This window comes from Pseudomonas sp. R3-41 (genome assembly GCF_054161485.1).
Genome location: NZ_CP096421.1, coordinates 3,607,159 through 3,628,424 on the forward strand (window position 1 = coordinate 3,607,159; position 21,266 = coordinate 3,628,424).

At 62.8% G+C, this 21,266-nt stretch carries 13 protein-coding genes; 10 read left to right on the forward strand and 3 right to left on the reverse strand.

Translation table 11 applies throughout. From position 1 onward, the window contains the following. The first annotated feature begins 1 nt into the window (after nt 1). Nucleotides 2–3,022 (forward strand): autotransporter domain-containing protein, encoded by a 3,021-nt coding sequence (locus tag M1D99_RS15955; RefSeq protein WP_458132145.1) that lies wholly within the window; start codon nt 2–4, stop codon nt 3,020–3,022. Between the two features lie 243 nt (nt 3,023–3,265). Then, on the forward strand, nt 3,266–5,119 hold the full coding sequence (locus tag M1D99_RS15960) for a polyurethane esterase (protein ID WP_458130419.1): 1,854 nt from the start codon (nt 3,266–3,268) through the stop codon (nt 5,117–5,119). A 260-nt stretch (nt 5,120–5,379) separates the two neighbouring features. Here the strand turns inward: M1D99_RS15960 and M1D99_RS15965 are convergent, their stop codons facing one another. Beyond that, the gene (locus tag M1D99_RS15965; RefSeq protein WP_186706770.1) at nt 5,380–5,604 is read right to left on the reverse strand and encodes a YgdI/YgdR family lipoprotein; all 225 of its coding nucleotides are present in this window, start codon (nt 5,602–5,604) and stop codon (nt 5,380–5,382) included. 223 nt (nt 5,605–5,827) lie between these two features. Here M1D99_RS15965 and M1D99_RS15970 point away from each other — a divergent pair, with 223 nt between their 5' ends. The 3 genes from M1D99_RS15970 (at nt 5,828) to M1D99_RS15980 (ending at nt 12,042) form a co-directional block, all read left to right on the forward strand. Then, nucleotides 5,828–7,582: a VRR-NUC domain-containing protein gene (locus M1D99_RS15970; RefSeq protein ID WP_458130420.1), complete on the forward strand. Its 1,755-nt coding sequence runs from the start codon at nt 5,828–5,830 to the stop codon at nt 7,580–7,582. Further along, entirely contained in the window at nt 7,579–9,921 is a 2,343-nt protein-coding gene (locus M1D99_RS15975; RefSeq protein ID WP_458130421.1) for an ATP-dependent DNA helicase, read from the forward strand. Before M1D99_RS15970 ends, M1D99_RS15975 begins: the two co-directional genes overlap by 4 nt. 192 nt (nt 9,922–10,113) lie before the next feature. Continuing rightward, entirely contained in the window at nt 10,114–12,042 is a 1,929-nt protein-coding gene (locus tag M1D99_RS15980) for a PAS domain S-box protein (RefSeq protein ID WP_458130422.1), read from the forward strand. Between the two features lie 131 nt (nt 12,043–12,173). Here M1D99_RS15980 and M1D99_RS15985 read toward each other — a convergent pair whose 3' ends face one another. Beyond that, nucleotides 12,174–12,404, reverse strand: a complete 231-nt coding sequence (locus M1D99_RS15985; RefSeq protein ID WP_186706776.1) for a hypothetical protein — start codon at nt 12,402–12,404, stop codon at nt 12,174–12,176. A 154-nt stretch (nt 12,405–12,558) separates the two neighbouring features. On the opposite strand from M1D99_RS15985, the gene M1D99_RS15990 reads away from it, so the two are divergent. Beyond that, nucleotides 12,559–13,095 (forward strand): hypothetical protein, encoded by a 537-nt coding sequence (locus M1D99_RS15990; protein WP_411384714.1) that lies wholly within the window; start codon nt 12,559–12,561, stop codon nt 13,093–13,095. A 147-nt stretch (nt 13,096–13,242) separates the two neighbouring features. Here the strand turns inward: M1D99_RS15990 and M1D99_RS15995 are convergent, their stop codons facing one another. Then, nucleotides 13,243–14,580 (reverse strand): cation:proton antiporter, encoded by a 1,338-nt coding sequence (locus tag M1D99_RS15995; RefSeq protein ID WP_434570163.1) that lies wholly within the window; start codon nt 14,578–14,580, stop codon nt 13,243–13,245. 321 nt (nt 14,581–14,901) lie between these two features. Between M1D99_RS15995 and M1D99_RS16000 the strand changes: the two genes are divergently transcribed. Genes M1D99_RS16000 through ligD form a run of 4 tightly spaced genes read left to right on the forward strand, consistent with a single transcriptional unit; the run spans nt 14,902 to nt 21,059 of the window. Next, entirely contained in the window at nt 14,902–16,287 is a 1,386-nt protein-coding gene (locus M1D99_RS16000; protein WP_434570164.1) for an iron-containing redox enzyme family protein, read from the forward strand. Nucleotides 16,288–16,298: 11 nt separating this feature from the next. Next, nucleotides 16,299–17,312: a methyltransferase gene (locus tag M1D99_RS16005; protein WP_434570166.1), complete on the forward strand. Its 1,014-nt coding sequence runs from the start codon at nt 16,299–16,301 to the stop codon at nt 17,310–17,312. Next, entirely contained in the window at nt 17,284–18,447 is a 1,164-nt protein-coding gene (locus M1D99_RS16010) for a carboxylate-amine ligase (RefSeq protein WP_458130423.1), read from the forward strand. Before M1D99_RS16005 ends, M1D99_RS16010 begins: the two co-directional genes overlap by 29 nt. Next, nucleotides 18,444–21,059: a DNA ligase D gene (ligD, locus tag M1D99_RS16015; RefSeq protein WP_458130424.1), complete on the forward strand. Its 2,616-nt coding sequence runs from the start codon at nt 18,444–18,446 to the stop codon at nt 21,057–21,059. The genes M1D99_RS16010 and ligD overlap by 4 nt, the downstream gene beginning before the upstream one ends. Nucleotides 21,060–21,266 lie beyond the last annotated feature (207 nt).

Genomic DNA, 21,266 nt, shown 5'->3' on the forward strand with positions numbered 1-21,266 from the left:
CATGCTCTGCGCACTGGCGGCCTTGGGCACGGCCCAGGCGGCGCCTTATGTCGAGGGCGGCAGGGCGGGTGAGCCGGACAGCTGGCGCAGCAGCGAATTCAACGCCGAATGGGGCTTGGGTGCGATCAACGCGCAGCAGGCCTACGCCGCCGGGTACACCGGCAAGGGCGTCAAGCTGGGGATCTTCGACCAGCCGGTCTATGCGGCGCACCCCGAGTTCTCCGGCACTGACAAGGTCGTGACCTTGGTCACCAGCGGCATCCGCGAATACACCGACCCCTACATCCCGGTGAAAGCCGGCGATCCGTTTCGCTACGACGGCTCGCCGACCGTCGGCTCGGACGGCAAGCTGGGCTCCCATGGCACCCACGTCGGTGGGATCGCGGCCGGCAGTCGCGATGGCAGCCCGATGCACGGCGTGGCGTTCGATGCGCAGATCATCAGCGCCGACAACGGCGACCCGGGCCCCGAGGATGGCATCATCCGGGGCAACGATGGCGCGGTGTACAAGGCGGGCTGGGACGCGTTGATCGCCAGCGGCGCACGGATCATCAACAACAGCTGGGGTATCGGTATCACCGACCGCTTCGACCAGGGCGGCCGCGATCCGGCGTTCCCGCACTTCACCGTGCAGGATGCGCAGCTGCAATTCGATCAGATCCAGCCGTTGCTAGGCACCAAGCCCGGCGGTGCCTACGAAGGGGCCATCGCCGCGGCTCGCAGCGGGATCGTGACGATTTTCGCCGCCGGCAACGACTACAACCTCAATAACCCCGATGCCATCGCAGGCCTGGCGTATTTCGTCCCGGACATCGCGCCAAACTGGCTCACCGTGGCGGCGCTGCAAGTCAACCCGGACACCGCCAGCCCCGATCCGTACACCATCAGTACCTTCTCGTCGCGCTGCGGCTACACCGCCAGTTTCTGCGTGTCGGCACCGGGCACCCGGGTCTACAGCGCGGTGATCGGCGGCACCGGGGCCGACGATCTGACCGTGGGCTACGCCAACAAGAGCGGCACCTCCATGGCCGCGCCCCATGTCGCCGGCAGCGTGGCGGTGTTGATGGAGCGTTTCCCCTACATGACCGGTGCCCAAGTCGCCAGCGTGCTGCGCACCACCGCCACCGACATGGGCGCGCCGGGCGTCGATTCGTTGTATGGCTGGGGCATGATCAACCTGGGCAAGGCCATCAACGGCCCATCGATGCTGGTGACCGAACAGGACATTCCCGAGGAGTTTCGCATCGATGACGCCTACGGTTCAGGTCAGTTCGTGGCGGACCTGCCGGGCATCGGCGCGATCATCGATGCCGGAAAACCCACGGAGCGGGTGTGCAGCGGCATCCAATGCGGCCTGGACGTTTGGCGCAACGACATCGCCGGCCACGGCGGGTTGACCAAGGAAGGCATCGGCACCCTGGTGCTCACCGGCGAAAACACCTACAGCGGCCCGACCCTGGTCAATCAAGGACGACTGGCGATCAATGGTTCGCTGGTATCGGCCGTGACGGTCAACGACGGCGGCGTCCTGGGCGGCAACGGCCGGATCGCCAGCCTGACCGCCAACCGCGGCGGCAGCGTGGCGCCGGGCAACTCCATCGGCACCTTGCAGGTGGCCGGCGACGTGACGTTCCAACCCGGTTCGAACTACGCGGTGGAAGTCTCGCCCAGTTCCAGCGACCTGATCGTGGCTGGCGGCAAGGCGTCCATTGACGGGGCGACGGTGTCGCTGTCCCTGGAAAACAGCCCGACGCTGCTTACGGCCGGCGAAGTGAAAAGCCTGCTGGGTAGACAGTTCAACATCCTGCAGGCTGCCGGTGGCATTGATGGGCGTTTTGCCGAAGTGTTGCCCAACTACGCCTTCCTGGGGGGCGACCTGGCGTACGGCGCCAGCGGCATCCAACTGGCGGTCCAGCGTAACGACGCGTCATTTGCCAGCCTTGGCCTGACGCCCAACCAGCGCTCCGTGGCCACTGCCGCCGAGCAACTGGGCGCGGGCAACGGGCTGTACGAGGCGTTGTTGCTAGCACCCAGCGCCGCCGTGGCACAACAAGCGTTCCAGCAGTTGTCCGGCGAAATCCACCCGGCCATCGGCACGCAATTGATCAACGACAGTCGCCATTTGCGTGACGCCGTGGGCGATCGTCTGCGCCAGGACGCGCTCTACGAGGCCGGTACACCGACCGATGCCAGCAGCAATGCCTGGTTCAAGGTGCTGGGCGCTTGGGGCAAGAACGAGGGCGGGCATGATAGCGCCGGCACGACCAGCTCCATCGGCGGCTTGCTGGTCGGTGTCGATGGCCTGATCAGTGAGCAGACGCGACTGGGTTTCGTCACCGGCTACAGCGACACTTCGCTGGGCATGGGCGACGGTACCCATTCCTCGGCCAAGGCTGACAGCTATCACCTGGGTGTCTATCTGGGGCATGAGATCGATGCGCTGCGCCTGACCGTCGGCGGCGCCCACAGCTGGCACCGCATCGACGTCAAGCGCGACCTGCAATGGGGCGACGTCAGTGGCCGGGAGAAAGCCAAGCGTGATGCGCGGACCACCCAACTCTTCACTGAAGCGGCGTACCGCCTCGATGTGCAACCGGTGGCCCTGGAGCCGTTCGCCAACCTGGCCTATGTGCATCTGGACAGCGACAGCTTCCATGAGAAAGGCGACAACGCGGCCCTGCACGGTGATGACGACCGGCGCGATGCAGTGCTTTCGACTCTGGGCATACGGGCCAGCCACACCCTGGCGCTGTCGGATCAACAGCAACTGCAGCTGGCCGGCTCCATCGGCTGGCAGCACAACCTGAGCAGCACCTCGTCCGAACAGGATTTGGCCTTCGCCGGCAGCAGCAACACCTTCGCTGTGCAGAGCGTGTCGATGGACCGCAACGCCGCCGTGATCGGCGCCCGTGCCGGGCTCGCCGTCGCCAAGGATGTGCGGGTCAACCTGGACTACAACGGCCTGCTCGGCGCCCGGGATAAAACCCACGGCGTGGGCTTGACCCTGGATTGGCAGTTCTGACCAAGAGAAGGCGTTGAACAGGCACTTCTGCAGAAGGAGGGGCTGAACAGGTCCCTCTGTGGCGAGGGAGCTTGCTCCCGCTGGGGTGCGAAGCCCCCCCAAACAGGCTGACCGGATCAACCTGGCACACCGCGACAACCGTGTTGGGGCTGCTGCGCAGCCCAGCGGGAGCAAGCTCCCTCGCCACAATGATCCTCCATCAGATGGTTTTAGCATTCCAACAACAAAAAGAGAGCAACCACCATGGGTATCTACGACTACAAGAACTTCGGCACTACCGAATCCAAGGCACTGGTCAGCGACGCAATGGCGATCATGCTGTATTCCTACCACAACCTCGACCACGGCTTTGCCGCCGGGTACCAGCACAACGGCTTCGGTGCAGGCCTGCCGGCGACCCTGGTCACCGCGCTATTGGGGGGCGCTGATTCCCAAGGGGTGATTCCCGGCGTGCCGTGGAATCCCGATTCGGAAAAACTCGCCCTGGAAGCCGTTCAGAAAGCCGGTTGGACACCCATCAGCGCCGAGCAACTGGGCTACGCCGGCAAGGTGGATGCTCGCGGGACGTTCTTTGGCGAAAAGGCCGGCTACACCACCGCGCAGGTCGAGATCCTTGGCAAGTACGACGCAACGGGGCAGTTGCAGGAAATCGGCGTGTCGTTTCGCGGCACCAGTGGCCCTCGGGAAAACCTGATTGGCGATTCCATTGGCGACGTGATCAACGACCTGATGGCCGCGCTGGGCCCCAAGGATTATGCGAAAAACTACGCCGGCGAAGCCTTTGGCAGCCTGCTGGAGGACGTCGCGAAGTTTGCCCAGGCCCATGGGCTCACGGGCGCGGACGTGCTGGTCAGCGGCCACAGCCTGGGTGGGCTGGCGGTCAACAGCCTGGCGGACTTGAGCACCCAGCAATGGTCAGGCTTCTATGCCGATGCCAATTACATCGCCTACGCCTCGCCGACCCAGAGCAGTACCGACAAGGTCTTGAACATCGGCTACGAGAACGATCCGGTGTTCCGCGCCCTGGACGGCTCGACGTTCAACCTCGCCTCGGTGGGTGTGCACGATGGGCAACAGGAATCCGCCACCAACAACATCGTCAGTTTCAATGACCTCTACGCTTCGGCGGCCTGGAACGTGTTGCCGTTTTCCATCCTCAACATCCCCACCTGGGTTTCCCACCTGCCCAGCGGCTACAGCGATGGCCTGGGCCGGATCATGAACTCGGCGTTCTACGACCTCACCGAAAAAGACTCCACCCTCATTGTCGCCAACCTGTCGGACCCTGCGCGCGCCAACACCTGGGTGCAGGACCTCAACCGCAACGCTGAAACCCACACCGGCAGCACGTTCATCATCGGCAGCGATAGCAACGACCTGATCCAGGGCGGCCAGGGCAACGACTACCTGGAAGGTCGCGCCGGCAACGACACCTTTCGCGATGGCGGTGGCTACAACGTGATCGAGGGCGGGCAGGGCAGCAACAGTCTGCAGTTGCAGCAGTCGGTGAAGGATTTCAGTTTCGCCCATGACGGCGCCGGGACGCTGTACATGCGCGATGCCCATGGCGGGATCAGCGTCACCCGCGACATCGGCACCTTGGTCAGTAAAGAGTCCGGATTGTTCTGGGGGCTGCTCAAGGATGAGGTGAGCCACGGCGTCACCGCCAACGGCTTGGTGGCCGGCGCCAACCTGACGGCGTATGCGTCATCGGTCAAGGGCAGCGCGGCCAACGACACCCTGGTGGCGGGTGCGAAGGGGGACTGGCTGTTTGGCCTGGACGGCAACGACGTGCTGGTAGGTGGCGCGGGTCACGACACCTTTGTCGGCGGTGCGGGCAATGACCTGATGCAAGCGGGCGGTGGCGGTGACACCTTCCTGTTCAACGGCTCGTTCGGCCAGGACCGGATCACGGGGTATGAGGCAGGGGACAAACTGGTGTTCCTCGGTGTACCGGGCGCCGGGACAGGTCATGACGACAGCGAGTACCTGTCACAGGTGGGCAATGACACGCTGCTCAAGGTCGGTGATAGTTCCGTGACCCTGGTGGGGGTTGGTCTCGGTCAGGTTGGTGGCGACGGGATCGTGTTCGCTTGATACCGCTATCGCGAGCAGGCTCGCTCCCACAGGGGGGCGGGGGTATGCAGGATTTGTGTTCACCAGCGGCTCGTCTTGTGGGAGCGGGCTTGCTCGCGAAAGCGGTGTGTCAGTTGACGGTGATGTTGGATGTACAGGCCCCTTCGCGAGCAAGCCCGCTCCCACAGTGGCTTATGGGTGGATGCAGCATTTGTGGTCACCACCAGACCTGTGGGAGCGAGCCTGCTCGCGATGGCGGCCTACCAGGCGAATCACTGGAATCAGTCTTCCTTGCGAATGGTGGCCACATCATCGGCGCGGACCCGGACTTGTCTGCCGGAAATATCCTCGAACTCATAGAAACCATCGACGGTGCGGGTGTTGGGGGTGTCCTTGGTCAAATATTGGGTACCGTTCTGCAAAGTCACCACCGTGGGCGACGCGCAGCCAGCCAGCGCCATAAATGCCACGGCAACCAGGGGCAGGCCCACAAACTTCATGTTCATAACCATAACCTCTCAAATCCAAAGGACACGGAGCAGCTGATTCGACCGCGCCATCATCTTAGTCAACCGCCATTGGTCTCGCTTACCGTAGGAAAGTTCATCGCTAGCTGAAGGATTTCACCTTAAATATAGGAGACCGTTCATCTTTTGCGGTTGCCTGGCTGGTTTACAGCTGCTATCTGTATGCATAACCAGTACCTCGACATCCTTGGCGTTTCTTTCCGTGGCAGCCCGTTCTCTCGACGATCCGTTTTACTACCTGAACAACTTCCAGCAAGTGCTGGCGTGGTTGACCCAGCGTTATGCCGATGTGCTCAGCAGCGCAGAGCAGCGCTTCATCGACGATTTCGCGGCGTTACCCCGTGCCTCCCAAGGCTTGCTGGTGCGGATGGTGATGCGCAAAGGGTTACGGTTCCGTCATAACAAGCTCAACTACCCGGAAGTCGGCGACATTGGCGTCGCCGTCGAGCCATTGCTGGCGCTGGGTTGGGTCGAGGAACAGGCCCCGGTCGGGCTCGTCGAACTGTTCGAGGTGTTGCTCAAGGCGGAAATCCTCCAGTGCCTGGGCCACCTGATCGAGCACCCCAAGGGTAAAAAGACCGAATGGCTCCAGGCCCTGGAAGATCACTCCAGCCCACCTCAGCCGTTCCGTGCCTGGTGTCCGCAGCTCGATGATCGGCTGTACAGCCTGACGATCATGGACCTGTGCGACAGGCTGCGCTTGATGTTCTTTGGCAATCTTTACCAGGACTGGTCGGAATTCGTCCTGGCGGACCTGGGCATCTTCACCTACGAAACCGTCGAATTCAGCACCGAGTCACGGGGCTTGCGCAGCCGCGAAGACGTCGATGCCTGCCTGTTCCTGCACGACTGCCAGCTGCGCTTCGAAGCCGGCGAGCCCATGGAAGAGATCGTCGCCCAGATCAACGAACTGTCCCTGGATAATCCGTGGCTGGAACGGCGCCGGGGCAAGTTGTTGTTCCAGATCGGCCAGCACGGCGAGCGCATCGGCGATTTTGCCTTGGCCTTGTGCATCTATCGCGATTGCACTTACCCAGGCACGCGGCTGCGGATGGTCCGGGTGCTGGAGCGCATGGGCGAATACGCCTTGGCCCTTGAACTGGGTGAGGCGGCGGCGCAGGCACCGCAAAGCGCCGCCGAAACCCAGGCCTTGCTGCGGATCGTGCCTCGCCTGCGGCGCAAGCTGGGCGGCCCGCCAGTGCCACGCACAATCGCCCGGGAAGTGGAACGCCTGGACCTGCATCTGCCTCGCGTCGACCCAGGCTTGTCGGTGGAATACCACGTCCAGGCCCATCTGCATGACGAAACCGCACCGGTGCATTACGTCGAGAACAGCCTGATCAATTCGCTGTTCGGCCTGTTGTGCTGGCCGGCGATCTTCGCGCCGTTGCCGGGCGCGTTTTTCCATCCGTTCCAGCGCGGGCCGGTCGATCTGCTCAACGAGGACTTCCATGCCCGTCGCGCCGAGTTGTTCGCGGTCTGCCTGGCGGAGTTGGACGACGGTCGCTATCGACAGACCATCGGCCGCCGTTACGCCGAAAAGTGGGGCGTGCAATCGCCGTTCGTGTTCTGGGGCGCGTTGTCCGAACCGTTGCTGGAACAGGCCCTCGATTGCCTGCCGGCCGAACATCTCAAGCACTGGTTCCAGCGCCTGCTGCTGGACATCAAGGCCAACCGCGCCGGTATGCCGGACCTGATTCAGTTCTGGCCGCAGCTCAAGACCTACCGCATGATCGAAGTCAAAGGCCCCGGCGATCGCCTGCAAGACAACCAACTGCGCTGGCTGGAGTTCTGTCATGAGCACCAGATGCCCGTCGCTGTCTGTTATGTGCAATGGGCGGAGTCCGCCATCGCGAGCGAACTCGTCCCCACAGGGGGTGAACCTTGTGGGAATGAGCAGGGGGATGCACCACCGATCCCCTGTAGGAGCGAGCCTGCTCGCGATGGGGCCCCATGACTCCGGCGCAGAGCTACAGCATCGCCGTGCGAGCGCTGTGTGAGTTCACCGCCAAGGTGGGCGACCTGGACCTGCGCTTCACGCCGTCGCCCACGGCCCTGGAAGGCATTGCCGGCCACCGCACCGTCGCTTCGCGGCGCAGCGAGGGGTATCAAGCTGAAGTGGCGCTCGAAGGTCATTACCAGACACTGAAAGTCAAAGGCCGGGCCGACGGCTATGACCCGGCCCACCAGTGCCTTGAAGAAGTGAAGACCTACCGGGGCGACCTGAGCAAACAGCCGGCCAACCACCGCCAGTTGCATTGGGCCCAGGCAAAAATCTATGGCTGGCTGATGTGCCAGAAGCTGCAGTTGCCGCACATCGACGTGGCCCTGGTGTATTTCGACATCGTCAGCGAAAAGGAAACCCGCTTCGCGCAACGCTTCGAGGCACCACAGCTGCAAGCCTTTTTCGAGGAACAATGCGCGGCGTTCCTGGCCTGGGCCGAGCAGGAAATGGCCCATCGACAGGCGCGTAACCTCGGCGCCCAGGCGCTGGCATTTCCCCATGCGGGTTTCAGGCCGGGGCAACGGCACTTGGCCGAATCGGTATTCAAGGCGGTCAGCACCGGCCGCTGCCTGATGGCCCAGGCGCCCACCGGCATCGGCAAGACCGTTGGCACCTTGTTCCCGATGCTCAAGGCCCTGGCGCCGCAGCAATTGGACAAGGTCTACTTCCTCACGGCGAAAACCCCGGGACGCAAGCTGGCCCTGGACGCGGCGCGCGTGATCACCGACAGCGCGCCGTCGATGCCGTTGCGGGTGCTGGAAATGATCGCCCGGGACAAAGCCTGCGAACACCCGGACAAAGCCTGCCATGGCGAATCCTGCCCGCTGGCCCGTGGGTTTTATGACCGCCTGCCGGGCGCCCGGGCAGCGGCGAGTCGGGTCGCCATGCTCGATCAGGCGGCGTTGCGCGAAATTGCCCTGGCCCACGAGGTATGCCCGTATTACCTCAGCCAGGAAATGGCCCGTTGGACCGACGTGGTGGTCGCCGACTATAACTATTACTTCGACTTCAGTGCCTTGCTCTTTGGCCTGGCCCAGGCCAATAACTGGACCGTCGCGACCCTGGTGGACGAGGCCCATAACCTGGTGGAGCGTGGACGGCAGATGTATAGCGCGACCCTCGACCAGGCCACGCTGAGCGGTGTGCGCAAGACTGCCCCCGAAGCGCTGAAGAAATCCCTGGAACGGGTCAATCGCCAGTGGAACGCTTTGCATGCGCCCCAGGTGGCGGCCTACCAGGCCTATGAAAAACTTCCGGAAAAACTGCTCCAGGCCTTGGCCACCTGTACCACCGCCATTGGCGATTACCTCAACGATCATCCCCAGGGTCTGGACAGCGCACTGCAGGCGTTTTACTTCGACGCCTTGCAGTTCGGCCGGGTGGCGGAGACCTTCGACGAGCACTTCCTGTTCGACATCCACAAGCGTGAGCTCGGCCGCCAGCGCAGCCTGTCGACGCTGTGCCTGCGTAATGTGGTGCCGGCGGCGTTCCTGCGGCCCAGGCTGACGGCGGCCCGTAGCACCGTGCTGTTCTCGGCGACCCTGAGCCCTCGGCATTACTACGCGGATTTGCTGGGGACGCCAGGCGACACGGTGTGGATCGACGTGGAGTCGCCGTTCAAGGCCGAGCAGTTGGACGTACAGGTTGTCAGCCGTATTTCCACCCGTTTTGCCCATCGCCAGGCATCCCTGGAGCCGATCGTCACGTTGATGGCCCGCCAGTTCAGCGAGCGCCCGGGCAACTACCTGGCTTTTTTCAGCAGCTTCGATTACTTGCAGCAAGTGGCCGGGCTGTTTGCCGAGCGATACCCACGGATTGACCTCTGGACGCAATCGCGAGGCATGGGCGAAGCCCCTCGGCAGGCGTTTCTCGAGCGCTTCATGGAGCACAGCCAGGGCATTGGTTTTGCGGTGCTGGGCGGGGCGTTCGGGGAGGGCATCGACTTGCCGGGCTCACGCCTGATCGGCGCCTTCATTGCCACCTTGGGGCTGGCGCAGTTCAACCCGGTCAATGAGCAGATGAAACAGCGCATGGCGGCGATTTTTGGCGACGGCTACGATTACACCTACCTGTATCCGGGATTGCAAAAAGTCGTACAGGCGGCCGGCCGGGTCATCCGTACCCAGCAGGATCGCGGGGTAGTGATGCTGATCGACGATCGGTTTGGCGAGGCCAGGGTGCAGCAACTGTTGCCGCGCTGGTGGTCGGTCACCCCGGAAACACACAAATTCCCCTGTGGGAGCGGGCTTGCTCGCGAAGGCGTCGGTGCATTTGGCGTCAATGTAGACTGACCCACCGCTTTCGCGAGCAAGCCCGCTCCCACAGGCAACGCTGTTCACTTAAGACGGTCTGGATCCCGTGGCGAGGGAGCTTGCTCCCGCCGGGCTGCGTAGCGGCCCCTTCACCTCCTAGGCTCAATAGTTTTTCCTAACGCCAGACTTGCTCCATAATCCGCAAAAAATCCACACGGATGCCCCGGCCAGATGCTCGAGAATGACCCAAAGCCCCCGCTTATCAACGAGGAACAGCGCTTTCGCTTGCTCATCGACGCGGTGGTCGACTATGCCATCTACATGACCGACCCTTCGGGCATCATCACCAGCTGGAACTCCGGTGCCAGGCGTTTCAAGGGCTATGAGGAAGCCGAGATCCTTGGCCAGCATTTCTCCCGGTTCTACACCGACCAGGACCGCGCCGCCGGCCTGCCGCAACGGGCGCTGGACACGGCCGTGCGCGAGGGACGTTTCGAAGGCGAGGGCTGGCGGGTGCGCAAGGACGGCACGCTGTTCTGGTCCCATGTGGTGATCGATCCGATCATCGACAGCCAGAGCGGCGCCTTGCTCGGCTTCGCCAAGATCACTCGCGACCTGACCGACCGCAAGATGGCCGAGGAAACCCTCAAGCAAAGCGAGCAGCAGTTTCGCCTGCTGGTGCAAAGCGTCACCGATTACGCCATCTACATGCTCGACCCGGAAGGCCAGGTCACCAACTGGAACCAGGGGGCACAGCGGATCAAGGGCTATCTGCCGGTGGAAGCCATCGGCCGGCACTTCTCGATGTTCTACACCCCCGAGGATCGCGACGCCGGCGAGCCACAGCGGGCGTTGAGCATCGCTGCCAGCGAAGGACGCTTCGAGAAAAAAGGCTGGCGGATGCGCAAGGATGGCACGCGCTTCATGGCCCACGTGGTCATCGATGCGATTCGCAGCGACACCGGCACGTTGCTGGGCTTTGCCAAGATCACCCGCGACATCACCGATGCCACCCAAGCCCAGCAGGCCCTTGAACAGGCCCGCGAGGCGTTGTTTCAATCCCAGAAATTGCAAGCCATCGGCCAGCTCACCGGAGGCATTGCCCATGATTTCAATAACCTGTTGACGGTGATCCTTGGCAATCTGGAAATCGTCCGCAAGCGCATGCCCAGCGAGCCGAAACTCACCCAATTGCTGGAAAACGCGACCCAGGGCGCGCTGCGCGGGGTTTCGCTGACCCAACGCATGCTGGCGTTTGCCCGTCGGCAGAAACTGACCTACGAATCGGTCGAACTGTCGGCCCTGGTGCAGGGCATCAGCGGATTGCTGCAAAGCTCCCTGGGCCCGTCGATCCACATCCAGACCCGTTTCGACGAGGCGCTGTCGCCGGTGCTGGCGGATGTCAACCAATTGGAACTGGCGATTCTCAACCTGGCGACCAATGCCCGGGACGCCATGCCCCATGGCGGCCAGATCATCATCGCCGCCGATGAGCGGCAAGGGGCTGATGCCGCGCCGGACAAGCCGATGGCCCCCGGGCGCTACATTTGCCTGACGATAACCGATGAGGGCGAGGGCATGGACGAAGCCACGCTGGCTTCGGCCGTGGATCCGTTCTTCACCACCAAGGGCGTCGGCAAGGGCACCGGTCTCGGCTTGTCGATGGTGCATGGCTTGGCGGAACAGTTGGGTGGCCGCCTGACGCTCAAGAGCCAGAAAGGTGTCGGGACCACCGCCGAACTGTGGTTGCCAGTGGCCGGCGATTCGGCCCCTGGTAAAGCGGCGGTCGAGGACGCGGCACCGCCGGTCCATGAATTGAAGGTGCTGGTAGTCGACGATGACAGCCTGGTGCTGACCAGCACGCGCCTGTTGATCGAAGACCTGGGGCACCGAGTCCTTTGCGCGCCGTCGGGGGCCCAGGCGCTGGAACTGTATGAGCGCAACCTGGACATCGACCTGGTGATCACCGACATGGCCATGCCGCAGATGGACGGCGCGCAGTTGGCGAAATTGTTGCGCGACCGCCAACCGACCCTGCCTATCATCCTGGCCACCGGTTATGCCGAACGCCTGGAAGGTTTCGCCGCGCAACTGCCTCGGTTGATCAAGCCGTTCAAGCAGATCGATTTGATGCAGATCATTGGGCAGACGATGAAATAGCCAGGAAGGTATTCGTCTCCAGTGGCGAGGGAGCTTGCTCCCGCTGGGCTGCGAAGCGGCCCCAAAAGCAGGCGAGCGCTACGCGCCCGAGCGGGAGCAAGCTCCCTCGCCACAAGAGCAGCCGCCTTCGCCTATTCGGTGTTCTTTTTGAACCCACGCAAATTCATCGCACACAGGCAAAACTGCAACACGATCAATGCATACGCATCGGTATGCAGCCCCCAAATCACCCACAAAATATTGCTCGCGATAAAACAACTGAAGCCCGCCACCCGACGTCGGGGTTGGCGTGAGCCGATCAGCCAGGCGGCCAGCACCGTCACGAGCATCGCTGGCCATTGCACCCATCCAAGATAATCCACGCAAACCGTCCTCTTGCCCTTACGCCACTAGAGACCTTTGCCGTTGCGCAGCGTTTCCTCGGATTTCGCCGCACCTGTGGTCCATTGGCTTGAACTTGCCGCGCGCCGGGTTCTTCTAATGAGTCCGAATCATCACCGAGGCACAGCCTGCGCAATGCCCAGAATACTCACCGGCCCAACCCCCGAAGAAGAACTGACGGAACACAACGCCAAACTGTTCGGCTCGCCCAAGGAGCGGCTGGATTTCTACCGCCGGGAGATCCAATACGAAACCAGCATCCTGGCCAACCGAACCGATGCTTACCTGGCCGCCCAGTCCTTCCTGGTGATCGCCTTCGCCTCGTGCATGGCCAACCTGAACCCGGAGTGGGGCAAGTTGTTCACGCTGATCGTGCCGCCATTCCTGGCCTTGCTGGGGTTCCTGAGTTCGCTCAACGCCTGGCCGGGCATCAAGGCGGCCTACGAGATCATCGATCATTGGCATTTCAAGCAGAGCGAACTATTGCGCGCCGAGCCCCTGATGGGCCTGGCCTATGACGAATCGCCCTTGTTCAGCGAACGGGAATCGACCCACAAGGGGTACCGCAAGTCATTGCTGTTCTCGCTGCGTACACCGTGGATCTTCGCCACGTTCTGGGTGTTGCTGGGGGCGTATTCGGTTTATATCCAAGTAAGTGATCCAGGCGGTTGAAACACACCCTTTGAAGTCGGGCATCAGTGTGGCGAGGGAGCTTGCTCCCGCTCGGTTGCGCAGCGACCGCAAAGCTTGGGGCCGCTGCGCAGCCCAGCGGGAGCAAGCTCCCTCGCCACAACAGCGTTCATCTCCTGCCACAGTGGCTCAACGCGGATGCTTGCGGCGCTCGTACCATGCCAGGGTCGGCTGGGTCGTGACCCCATGAATCAAAATGCTCAAGGCCACCACCGACAGGGTGAGGTTGATGCACAGTTGCGCCACGTCTGGCGGCAGGTCATGGTTCAAGGCGAAAAACAGATAAAACAGGCTGCCGATCCCGCGAATGCCAAACCAGCCGATCAGCAGCCGTTGCGGTCCGTCGAGCAATCGCCGCCAAGGAATCACCAACACACTCAACGGGCGAATCACGACGAACAACAGGGCGCCGATCGCCAAGGCCCGCCACTCCCAATGGCTGGCCAGCACAACCCCCAGCAACGTCACCAGGAACACCTCCATCGAGCGTTCCACCAGACTGCCGAACGCCAGCATGTCGCTCATCATGACCCCGGCGGCCAGTTGACCATCGTCCAGCGACTCGGTATCGCCTGCGACGGCTTGCTGGGGATCGACGGTTTCGTGGCCCACCACCGGTTGCACCAGGTGCTCCGCCGGCGGTGCCGTTTCATCGGTGGATTTGACCTCGGCCTGACGCAGTCCCAGCCCGGCGGCGAACACCGAGAGAAAACCGTAGCCCTGGATCCACTCGGCCACGACGTAAGCCAGGGCAATCAGCGCCAGGGCCAGATAGTCGTTGGGCGACAAGGTGCTGTCGGCATTCCTGATGCGCATCGACAAGGTCAACTTGCCGATGCCACGGCCCATCCAGTAGCCGACCAGCAGACCGGCCGGCACGGCCCACAGGACGTTGCGCAGCAGCCATTCACCGAGAAAACCGCTGCCGTCTTCACGCAGCATCAACAGGCCGAGGATCACGAAGGGAAACGCCGTGCCGTCGTTCAGTCCCGCTTCGCCCGACAGGCCGAACCGCACCCGATCGTCATCCCGGGCGTCGTTGACCTGCACCAACGCCGCCAATACCGGGTCGGTGGGCGCCAGCATCGCGCCGATCAGCATCGACACGCCCCAGCTCAGGCCCAACAGATAGTGCAGCGCCAGGCACAGGCCGGCGATGCACAGGATCATCACCGGCCCGGCCAGCCCATAGGCCACGCGCCAGGTCCGGTCGTTGAGGGGCAGGCGCAACTTGAGGCCGCTGACGAACAGCGAAAACACCACCGCGACTTCCGTGAGGTGTTCCATCCACACCGACGAGTCGCTGATGTCCAGCCTCAGCACGCCCAACCCCAGCGGCCCGATGGCAACGCCCAGCACCAGGCACATCGCCGAGGTGGTGACCGGCATCCAGCGCAGATAAGAGGCCGTCAGGGCCAGGGTCAGCAACACCGCACCGAGCACCGCTACCCATACTGTGAACGTCATCGTTGCTCCTTGGATAACCCGGTGCCGACTAACCCGTGGCGAGGGAGCTTGCTCCCGCTCGAGTGCGAAGCGCTCGCGGCATTGGGGTCGCTTCGCGACCCAGCGGGAGCAAGCTCCCTCGCCACAACAGCGCTCTCGACATCTACAACTGGGTGGTTCTCAGCATTCGAGGGCTGAAGCGAAACGAGGGTTCCCATCATCTACGCATCGCCCCGTTTATCCGCCTGCCGTTCAACCCAATGGAATTTTTCGCCGTTCCCAGCGCTCTGCAACAAAAGAGACGTTCTGATTCAGCGTCCGCCGAGAACCCAAGAGGCCCTTATGACTGCGCTGACACCCCTCCAATCCCGGCCAGCCACCGTGCACCCTGTCACCCATGGGGGACAGGTGCGCCAATGCTATGAGCGGCTGTTCCAAGGCCCTGACGACGCGGACAAGCAAGCCGTCGCCCAAGCCTTCCTCCAGCAATGCATCGCGAAGGCTGCGGCTCTGCCCCAGGAGATGCCGGACGATCCCATGGCGCTGTCGGCCTGGGTCGAGCACCACAGCGCCGGCGTCGCCCGGCAATACGCGGATTACCTGGAACGGCGCAAAAGCGGCGGCCCGCGGGAGTTCTTCAGCAACAAGGCCCACGCCCTGTACTTCCTGCAAGCCGTTGCGCCGACCAAACGGGTGGACGGCGCCTGGCTGTATGGCGTGGTCAGGCATTGGCACGACCACCGTTTCGAAGGGTTGCTGTGCACCTACCTGGAAGAGCTGGGGGACGGTCATCCGTCACAGAACCACGTGGTGCTTTATCGCAAGCTGCTCGCCGAACACGACCTGTGTGACGCCCCGGACATCGACGACGACCTGTATCTGCAAGGGGCCGTGCAACTGGCCCTGGGTTATGCCGGCGACGAGTACCTGCCGGAGGTCATCGGCTACAACCTGGGCTACGAGCAATTGCCCCTGCATCTGCTGATCAGTGCTTATGAGCTGAGCGAGCTGGACATCGATCCGTACTATTTCACCCTCCACGTCACCATCGACAACGCCAGCACCGGCCACGCCCACAAGGCCGTGCAGTCGCTGTTGCAACTGATGCCGATGGAAGCCGACCGGGAGGCCTTCTGGCAGCGAGTCACGCTGGGTTATCGCCTCAATGACCTGGGGCAGGGCAGCCGGGCCATCATCGGCGCGTTCGACCTGGATCGCGAAGTGCTGGACATGCTCGAACGCAAACGCCCGTTCGGCCAGCACATGCACTCCGACTACTGCAAGTTCGAAGGCAAGACCGTCAACCAGTGGCTTTCGGAACCGGGCCAGTTGCAAGGGTTCCTGGCGGCGATGCAGAACAAAGGCTGGATCAAGCGTCATGAAGATCCGCAAAACAGCCGTTTCTGGACGCTGATCGATGGGCCAGGCGCGGCCATGTTCGGGGTGTTCAGCCCCTACGAAAAACAACTGCTGCACGACTGGATTGCCGGGGACTGGCGGGATGAGGGCGCAAAATCCGCTGCCCGGCGGGGTTCGGGCGCCGTGTGCGAGCCTGTGACACCGATGGACGATCCCGATGTGCAAAGCCTGGAGCAGGCGCTGCAAGGCCGCACGCCGGACGAGCAGATGCAGGCCCTGGTGCCCTGGCTTTGTGCCCGCTGCCACAGCCATCCGGCCGGACTGTTGGCGACTCGCCGGTTCATCGAACTCAAATCCGCACTTCGCTAGGGGAGCCCTGCATGACTGAGGAAGCACGCCTGTCCGAACCGGACCTTGCGCTGTTACAACTGGGCCGACGCCTGCAAGCCGACGGCTACCGTTTCATCACCCCGACGCCGCTGACCCACGAACGGGTCAACCAGCGGCCCGGCAATGAGCGTTCCAAGACCTTGCGGGACGTGTTCGGCTGGTCGCGGCCGTTTGCGCCGGGGCTGATCAGCGCCGATGAACAGCGGCAACTGCAAGACGCCCAGGTGCTGGAAGCACGCGATGGCTTGCTGTATAGCCGGGTGCGCTGGTCGAGCCTGGATGGCTTGCTGTTTGCCCATTCGCAATTTCCCACCCAGGCCAATGATGCGGTGTTTTTCGGCCCTGACAGCTACCGCTTCGCCCAACTGATCCATACTCATCTGCAGCAGAACTTCACCGCCGTGCAGCGCGCCGTGGACATCGGTTGCGGCGCCGGTGTCGGTGCCATCGTGATTGCCCGTGCCCGCCGTGAAGCGCAAGTGCTGGCCGTGGACATCAACCCTCAAGCCCTGCGCCTGTGCGCGGTGAACGCCGCGCTGGCGGAGGTGGCCAACGTCGAGGTCAGCCGCAGCGACGTGCTGCAAGACGTGGTCGGCGACTTCGACCTGATCGTCGCCAACCCGCCGTACATGGCCGATCCCTCCGAGCGCGCCTATCGCCACGGTGGCGGAACATTGGGCGCCGGGCTGTCGCTGCGCATCGTCGAGCAGGCCTTGCCCCGGCTCACACCAGGCGGCTCGCTGGTGCTCTACACCGGCGTGGCGATGGTGGACGGACGCGACCCGTTCCTGGAAGCGCTGGGGCAATGGCGTGACTCAGCGGATTTCGGCTGGACCTACAAGGAATTGGACCCGGACGTGTTCGGTGAGGAATTGCTCACGCCGGGTTATCAGGACGTGGAAAGGATCGCCGTGGTGGCGTTGGTTGTAACCCGCATTGGCGCAGGTCTCGGCGGGGCTATCGGAGGGACTATCGATGAACAGGCGCATGAAGTTCGGCGTTGAAGAGGAGTATTTCATCACTGATTTGCAAACCCGTTGCATGCCGGGTGCCCCCCCCGCGCAAGTGATCGCGGCTTGCCAGGCCGAGCTGGGCAAGCATTTCGCCCATGAAATGTTCCAATGCCAGGTGGAGATGGCCTCGCCCATCTTTCGCAGCCTGCCCGAAGCGGCCGATTACCTGGCCCAGGTGCGCAGCGGCCTGACCAAGCGCTTGGCCGAGCATGGCCTGGGCCTGCTCAGCGCGGGCTCGCATCCGATGGCCACCCAGGTGCTGCAGCCCACCGATGAGCTGCATTTCCAGCAATTGTTCGATGACTATCAGCGGGTGGCGCGGCGCAGCGTGCTTTCGGGCCTGCACGTCCACGTGGAAGTGCCCGCGACCCAGGACCGGGTGCGGGTGATGAATGAGATCCTGCCGTGGTTGCCAATGTTCTTGGCCCTGAGCGCCTCGTCGCCATTCTGGAACGGCGGCAATAGTGGTTTCAGCAGCTATCGACAAGTCGCTTGCGATGAATGGCCGCGCATGGGCGTACCGGAGTATTTCGAAGATGAGTCGGCGTTTGCCGGCTACGTGGACATGCTCATGCGCACCGGTTCCATTCGCCAGGCCAGCGATTGCTGGTGGGTGATACGACCTTCGTCACGTTATCCCACGCTGGAGCTGCGCATTTGCGATGCCTGCCCTCGGGCAGAGGACGTGCTGTGCCTGGTCTCGCTGTTTCGCCTGATGGTGGCCCATGCCGTCACGCTGCGCCGGCCCGGCGCCCACTACAGTCAGATGTCCCAGTGGATCCTCAAGGAAAACCGCTGGCGGGCCAAGCGCCACGGGATTCTCGCGGAGTTTATCGTCGAGGGGCAGGAGCAACCGATGCTGATCGGTGAATGGCTCACCCTGGCGGAGCAGACCTTCGGTGAAACCGCTGCCGAGTTGGGCGTCCAGGACGTGTTCAAGCAGGCCCGCCGGATCGTCCAGGAAGGCTCCAGCGCCGATCGGCAGATCGTGCTCTACGAACAAGGCCTGCTGCTGGGTGATTCGGTCGAACAGGCCTTGAGCCGCGTGGTCGATCAGTTACTCGCGGAAACCGCCGGGATGCCCGTCGCCGATCCTGCGTTGCAGCAAGTGGCAGGTGGTCCATGAGCAGCAAGACCCTGGATGACTACAACCGCATGCGCGATTTCGCCGCCACCCCGGAGCCGGCGGCGAAACGCTCACGAAAATCGGCAAAAAGCGCCCATGCCCTGCAGTTCTGCATTCAAAAGCACGATGCCACGCGGCTGCATTATGACTTCCGGCTGGAACTGGACGGCGCGCTCAAGAGCTGGGCAGTGCCCAAGGGGCCTTCCCTGGACCCAAAGGCCAAGCGCCTGGCCGTGCATGTCGAAGATCATCCGCTGGATTACGCGACGTTCGAGGGCAGCATCCCCGAAGGCCACTACGGCGCCGGTGACGTGATCGTCTGGGACCGGGGCGTCTGGATTCCCCAAGGGGACCCCCACGAGGCCTATGAAAAAGGCCGGCTCAAGTTCGAGCTGCAAGGCGAAAAACTCAGCGGCCTGTGGAACCTGGTGCGTACCCACATGCCCGGCAAGCAGGAGCAATGGTTTCTGATCAAGCATCAGGACTCGGCCGCCCGCCCCGAGAGCGAATACGATGTGGTCCAGGCCGAGCCGGACAGCGTGCTCAGCGACCGCACCATCGTGCCCAAGCGCCGAGGCAAGGCCGCGGCGGCCAGAGCGGTGAAAAAACCGGAAAAAGCCGCCCAGTCGAAATCACCGAAACGCACCTCGAAAACCACCCTCAGCGGTGCAGTCGCCGGGCCGCTGCCGGAAACCCTCAAGCCGGAACTGGCGACGCTGGTGGAAAGTGCGCCTGACGGTGAATGGTTGTATGAGATCAAGTTCGACGGTTACCGGGTCATGGCACGCATCGAGAACGGCGATGTCAGGCTGCTGACCCGCAACGGCCATGACTGGACCCACAAGTTGCCAAGACAGGCCGAAGCCTTGGCCGCGCTGGGGCTGGAATCGGCCTGGCTCGACGGCGAGATGGTGGTGGCCAACGAGGAGGGCGTGCCGGACTTCCAGGCCCTGCAAAACGCCTTCGAGGCCGGCAGCAGCGGCAAGATCGCCTATTACCTGTTCGACATGCCTTATCTCAATGGCATGGACTTGCGCAAAGTGCCGGTGCAAGAACGCCGGGCCGCGTTGGCCGCGGTACTGGAACGCAACGAAAGCCCCTTGCTGCGGTTCTCCGATGCGTTTGAGGAAACCCCCGATGCGCTGCTCAACAGCGCCTGCCAGATGAGGATGGAAGGGCTGATCGGCAAGCGCGTCGGCAGTGCCTATGTGTCCAGGCGCAGCAATGACTGGATCAAGCTCAAGTGCAAGAATCGCCAGGAATTCGTGGTGGTGGGCTTCAGCGATCCCAAGGGCGCGCGAAGTGCCTTTGGTGCCTTACTGCTGGGGCTGCATGATGCCGACAGCGGCCAGTTGCGCTACGCCGGCAAGGTCGGCACCGGGTTCAACGAAACCACCCTAAAAAGCATCTACCAGCAACTGTTGCCCCTGGAGACGAAAAAGCCCGCCGTGGTGAATCCGCCCACCGGCTACGAAGCCAAGGGCGTGCACTGGCTCGAACCGACGTTGTTGGCCGAAGTGGCTTTTGCCGAAATGACCAAGGAAGGCTCGGTGCGCCATGCGGTTTTTCATGGCTTGCGTGACGACAAGCCGGCCGAGGCCATTACCCAGGAGCTTGCCAAACCCGTGAAGAAAACCACCGCGAAGAAGAAAACCAGCACCCAGGACGCGCCTGAGGCGACGCCGGCCAAGGGCAAGTCGAAGACAAAAGCCAAGGCGCCGGCCATGGACGGCAAAGTTCGTATCACCCACCCGGACCGGGTCATCGACGCCAGCAGCGGCACCACCAAGCGGCAATTGGCCGAGTACTACGCCAGCGTGGCGGAATTTATCCTGCCGGAACTGGCGGAGCGCCCGGTGGCCCTGGTCCGGGCGCCGGAAGGCATCGCCGGCGAGCTGTTTTTCCAGAAGAACCCTGAGCGCCTGGCGATTCCCGGTATCACCAGCCTGGACAAGGACCTGACCGGGCAACCGGTGATGATCATCAACAACGCCGAAGCGCTGATCGGCGCGGTGCAGATGAGTACGGTGGAACTGCACACTTGGAATGCCACGTCCGTCGACCTGGACAAGCCCGACCGCTTCGTCCTCGACCTTGACCCGGACCCGGCGCTGCCCTGGAAAAGCATGGTCGAGGCGACGCAACTCACGTTAACGGTGCTCGATGAGCTGGGGCTCAAGGCGTTCCTCAAGACCAGCGGCGGCAAGGGCATCCATGTGGTGGTGCCGTTGACGCGCAAGCTGGGTTGGGATGAGGTGAAGGGCTTTAGCCATGCGATTGTCAGTCATATGGCCAAGTTATTGCCGGACCGGTTTTCGGCGGTCTCCGGGCCGAAGAACCGGGTAGGGCGGATCTTTATCGATTATCTGCGTAATGGGCTGGGGGCTACCACCATCTGCGCATATGCCGCTCGGACTCGGGAAGGGCTGCCGGTGTCGGTGCCGATTTTTCGAGAGGAGGTGGCTGAGCTCAAGGGGGCCAATCTTTGGAATGTGCACAATGTTCATGAGCGTCTGGCGGAGGTTGGGCACGAGCCTTGGGCTGGGCTCAAGAAGACCCGGCAGAGTATTACGGCGCAGATGCGTCGGCGTATTGGTATGCGCAAGACTTGAGGTTACGTGTTGGCGTGTATATCCGTTTCTTCGGCAACGGCTCCCGGTCGTACCCCCATCAGGTCTGTGGGAGCAAAGCTTGCTCGCGAGGCGGCCTTACAGCTGGCCTTGTTCATCAAGTACATATCCACTCCTGCGGTAACGGATATGTCCCAGTCAAAAAAACCGGCACCCGAGTCAACACCCGTTTCCTTGCCTCCCTCAAGA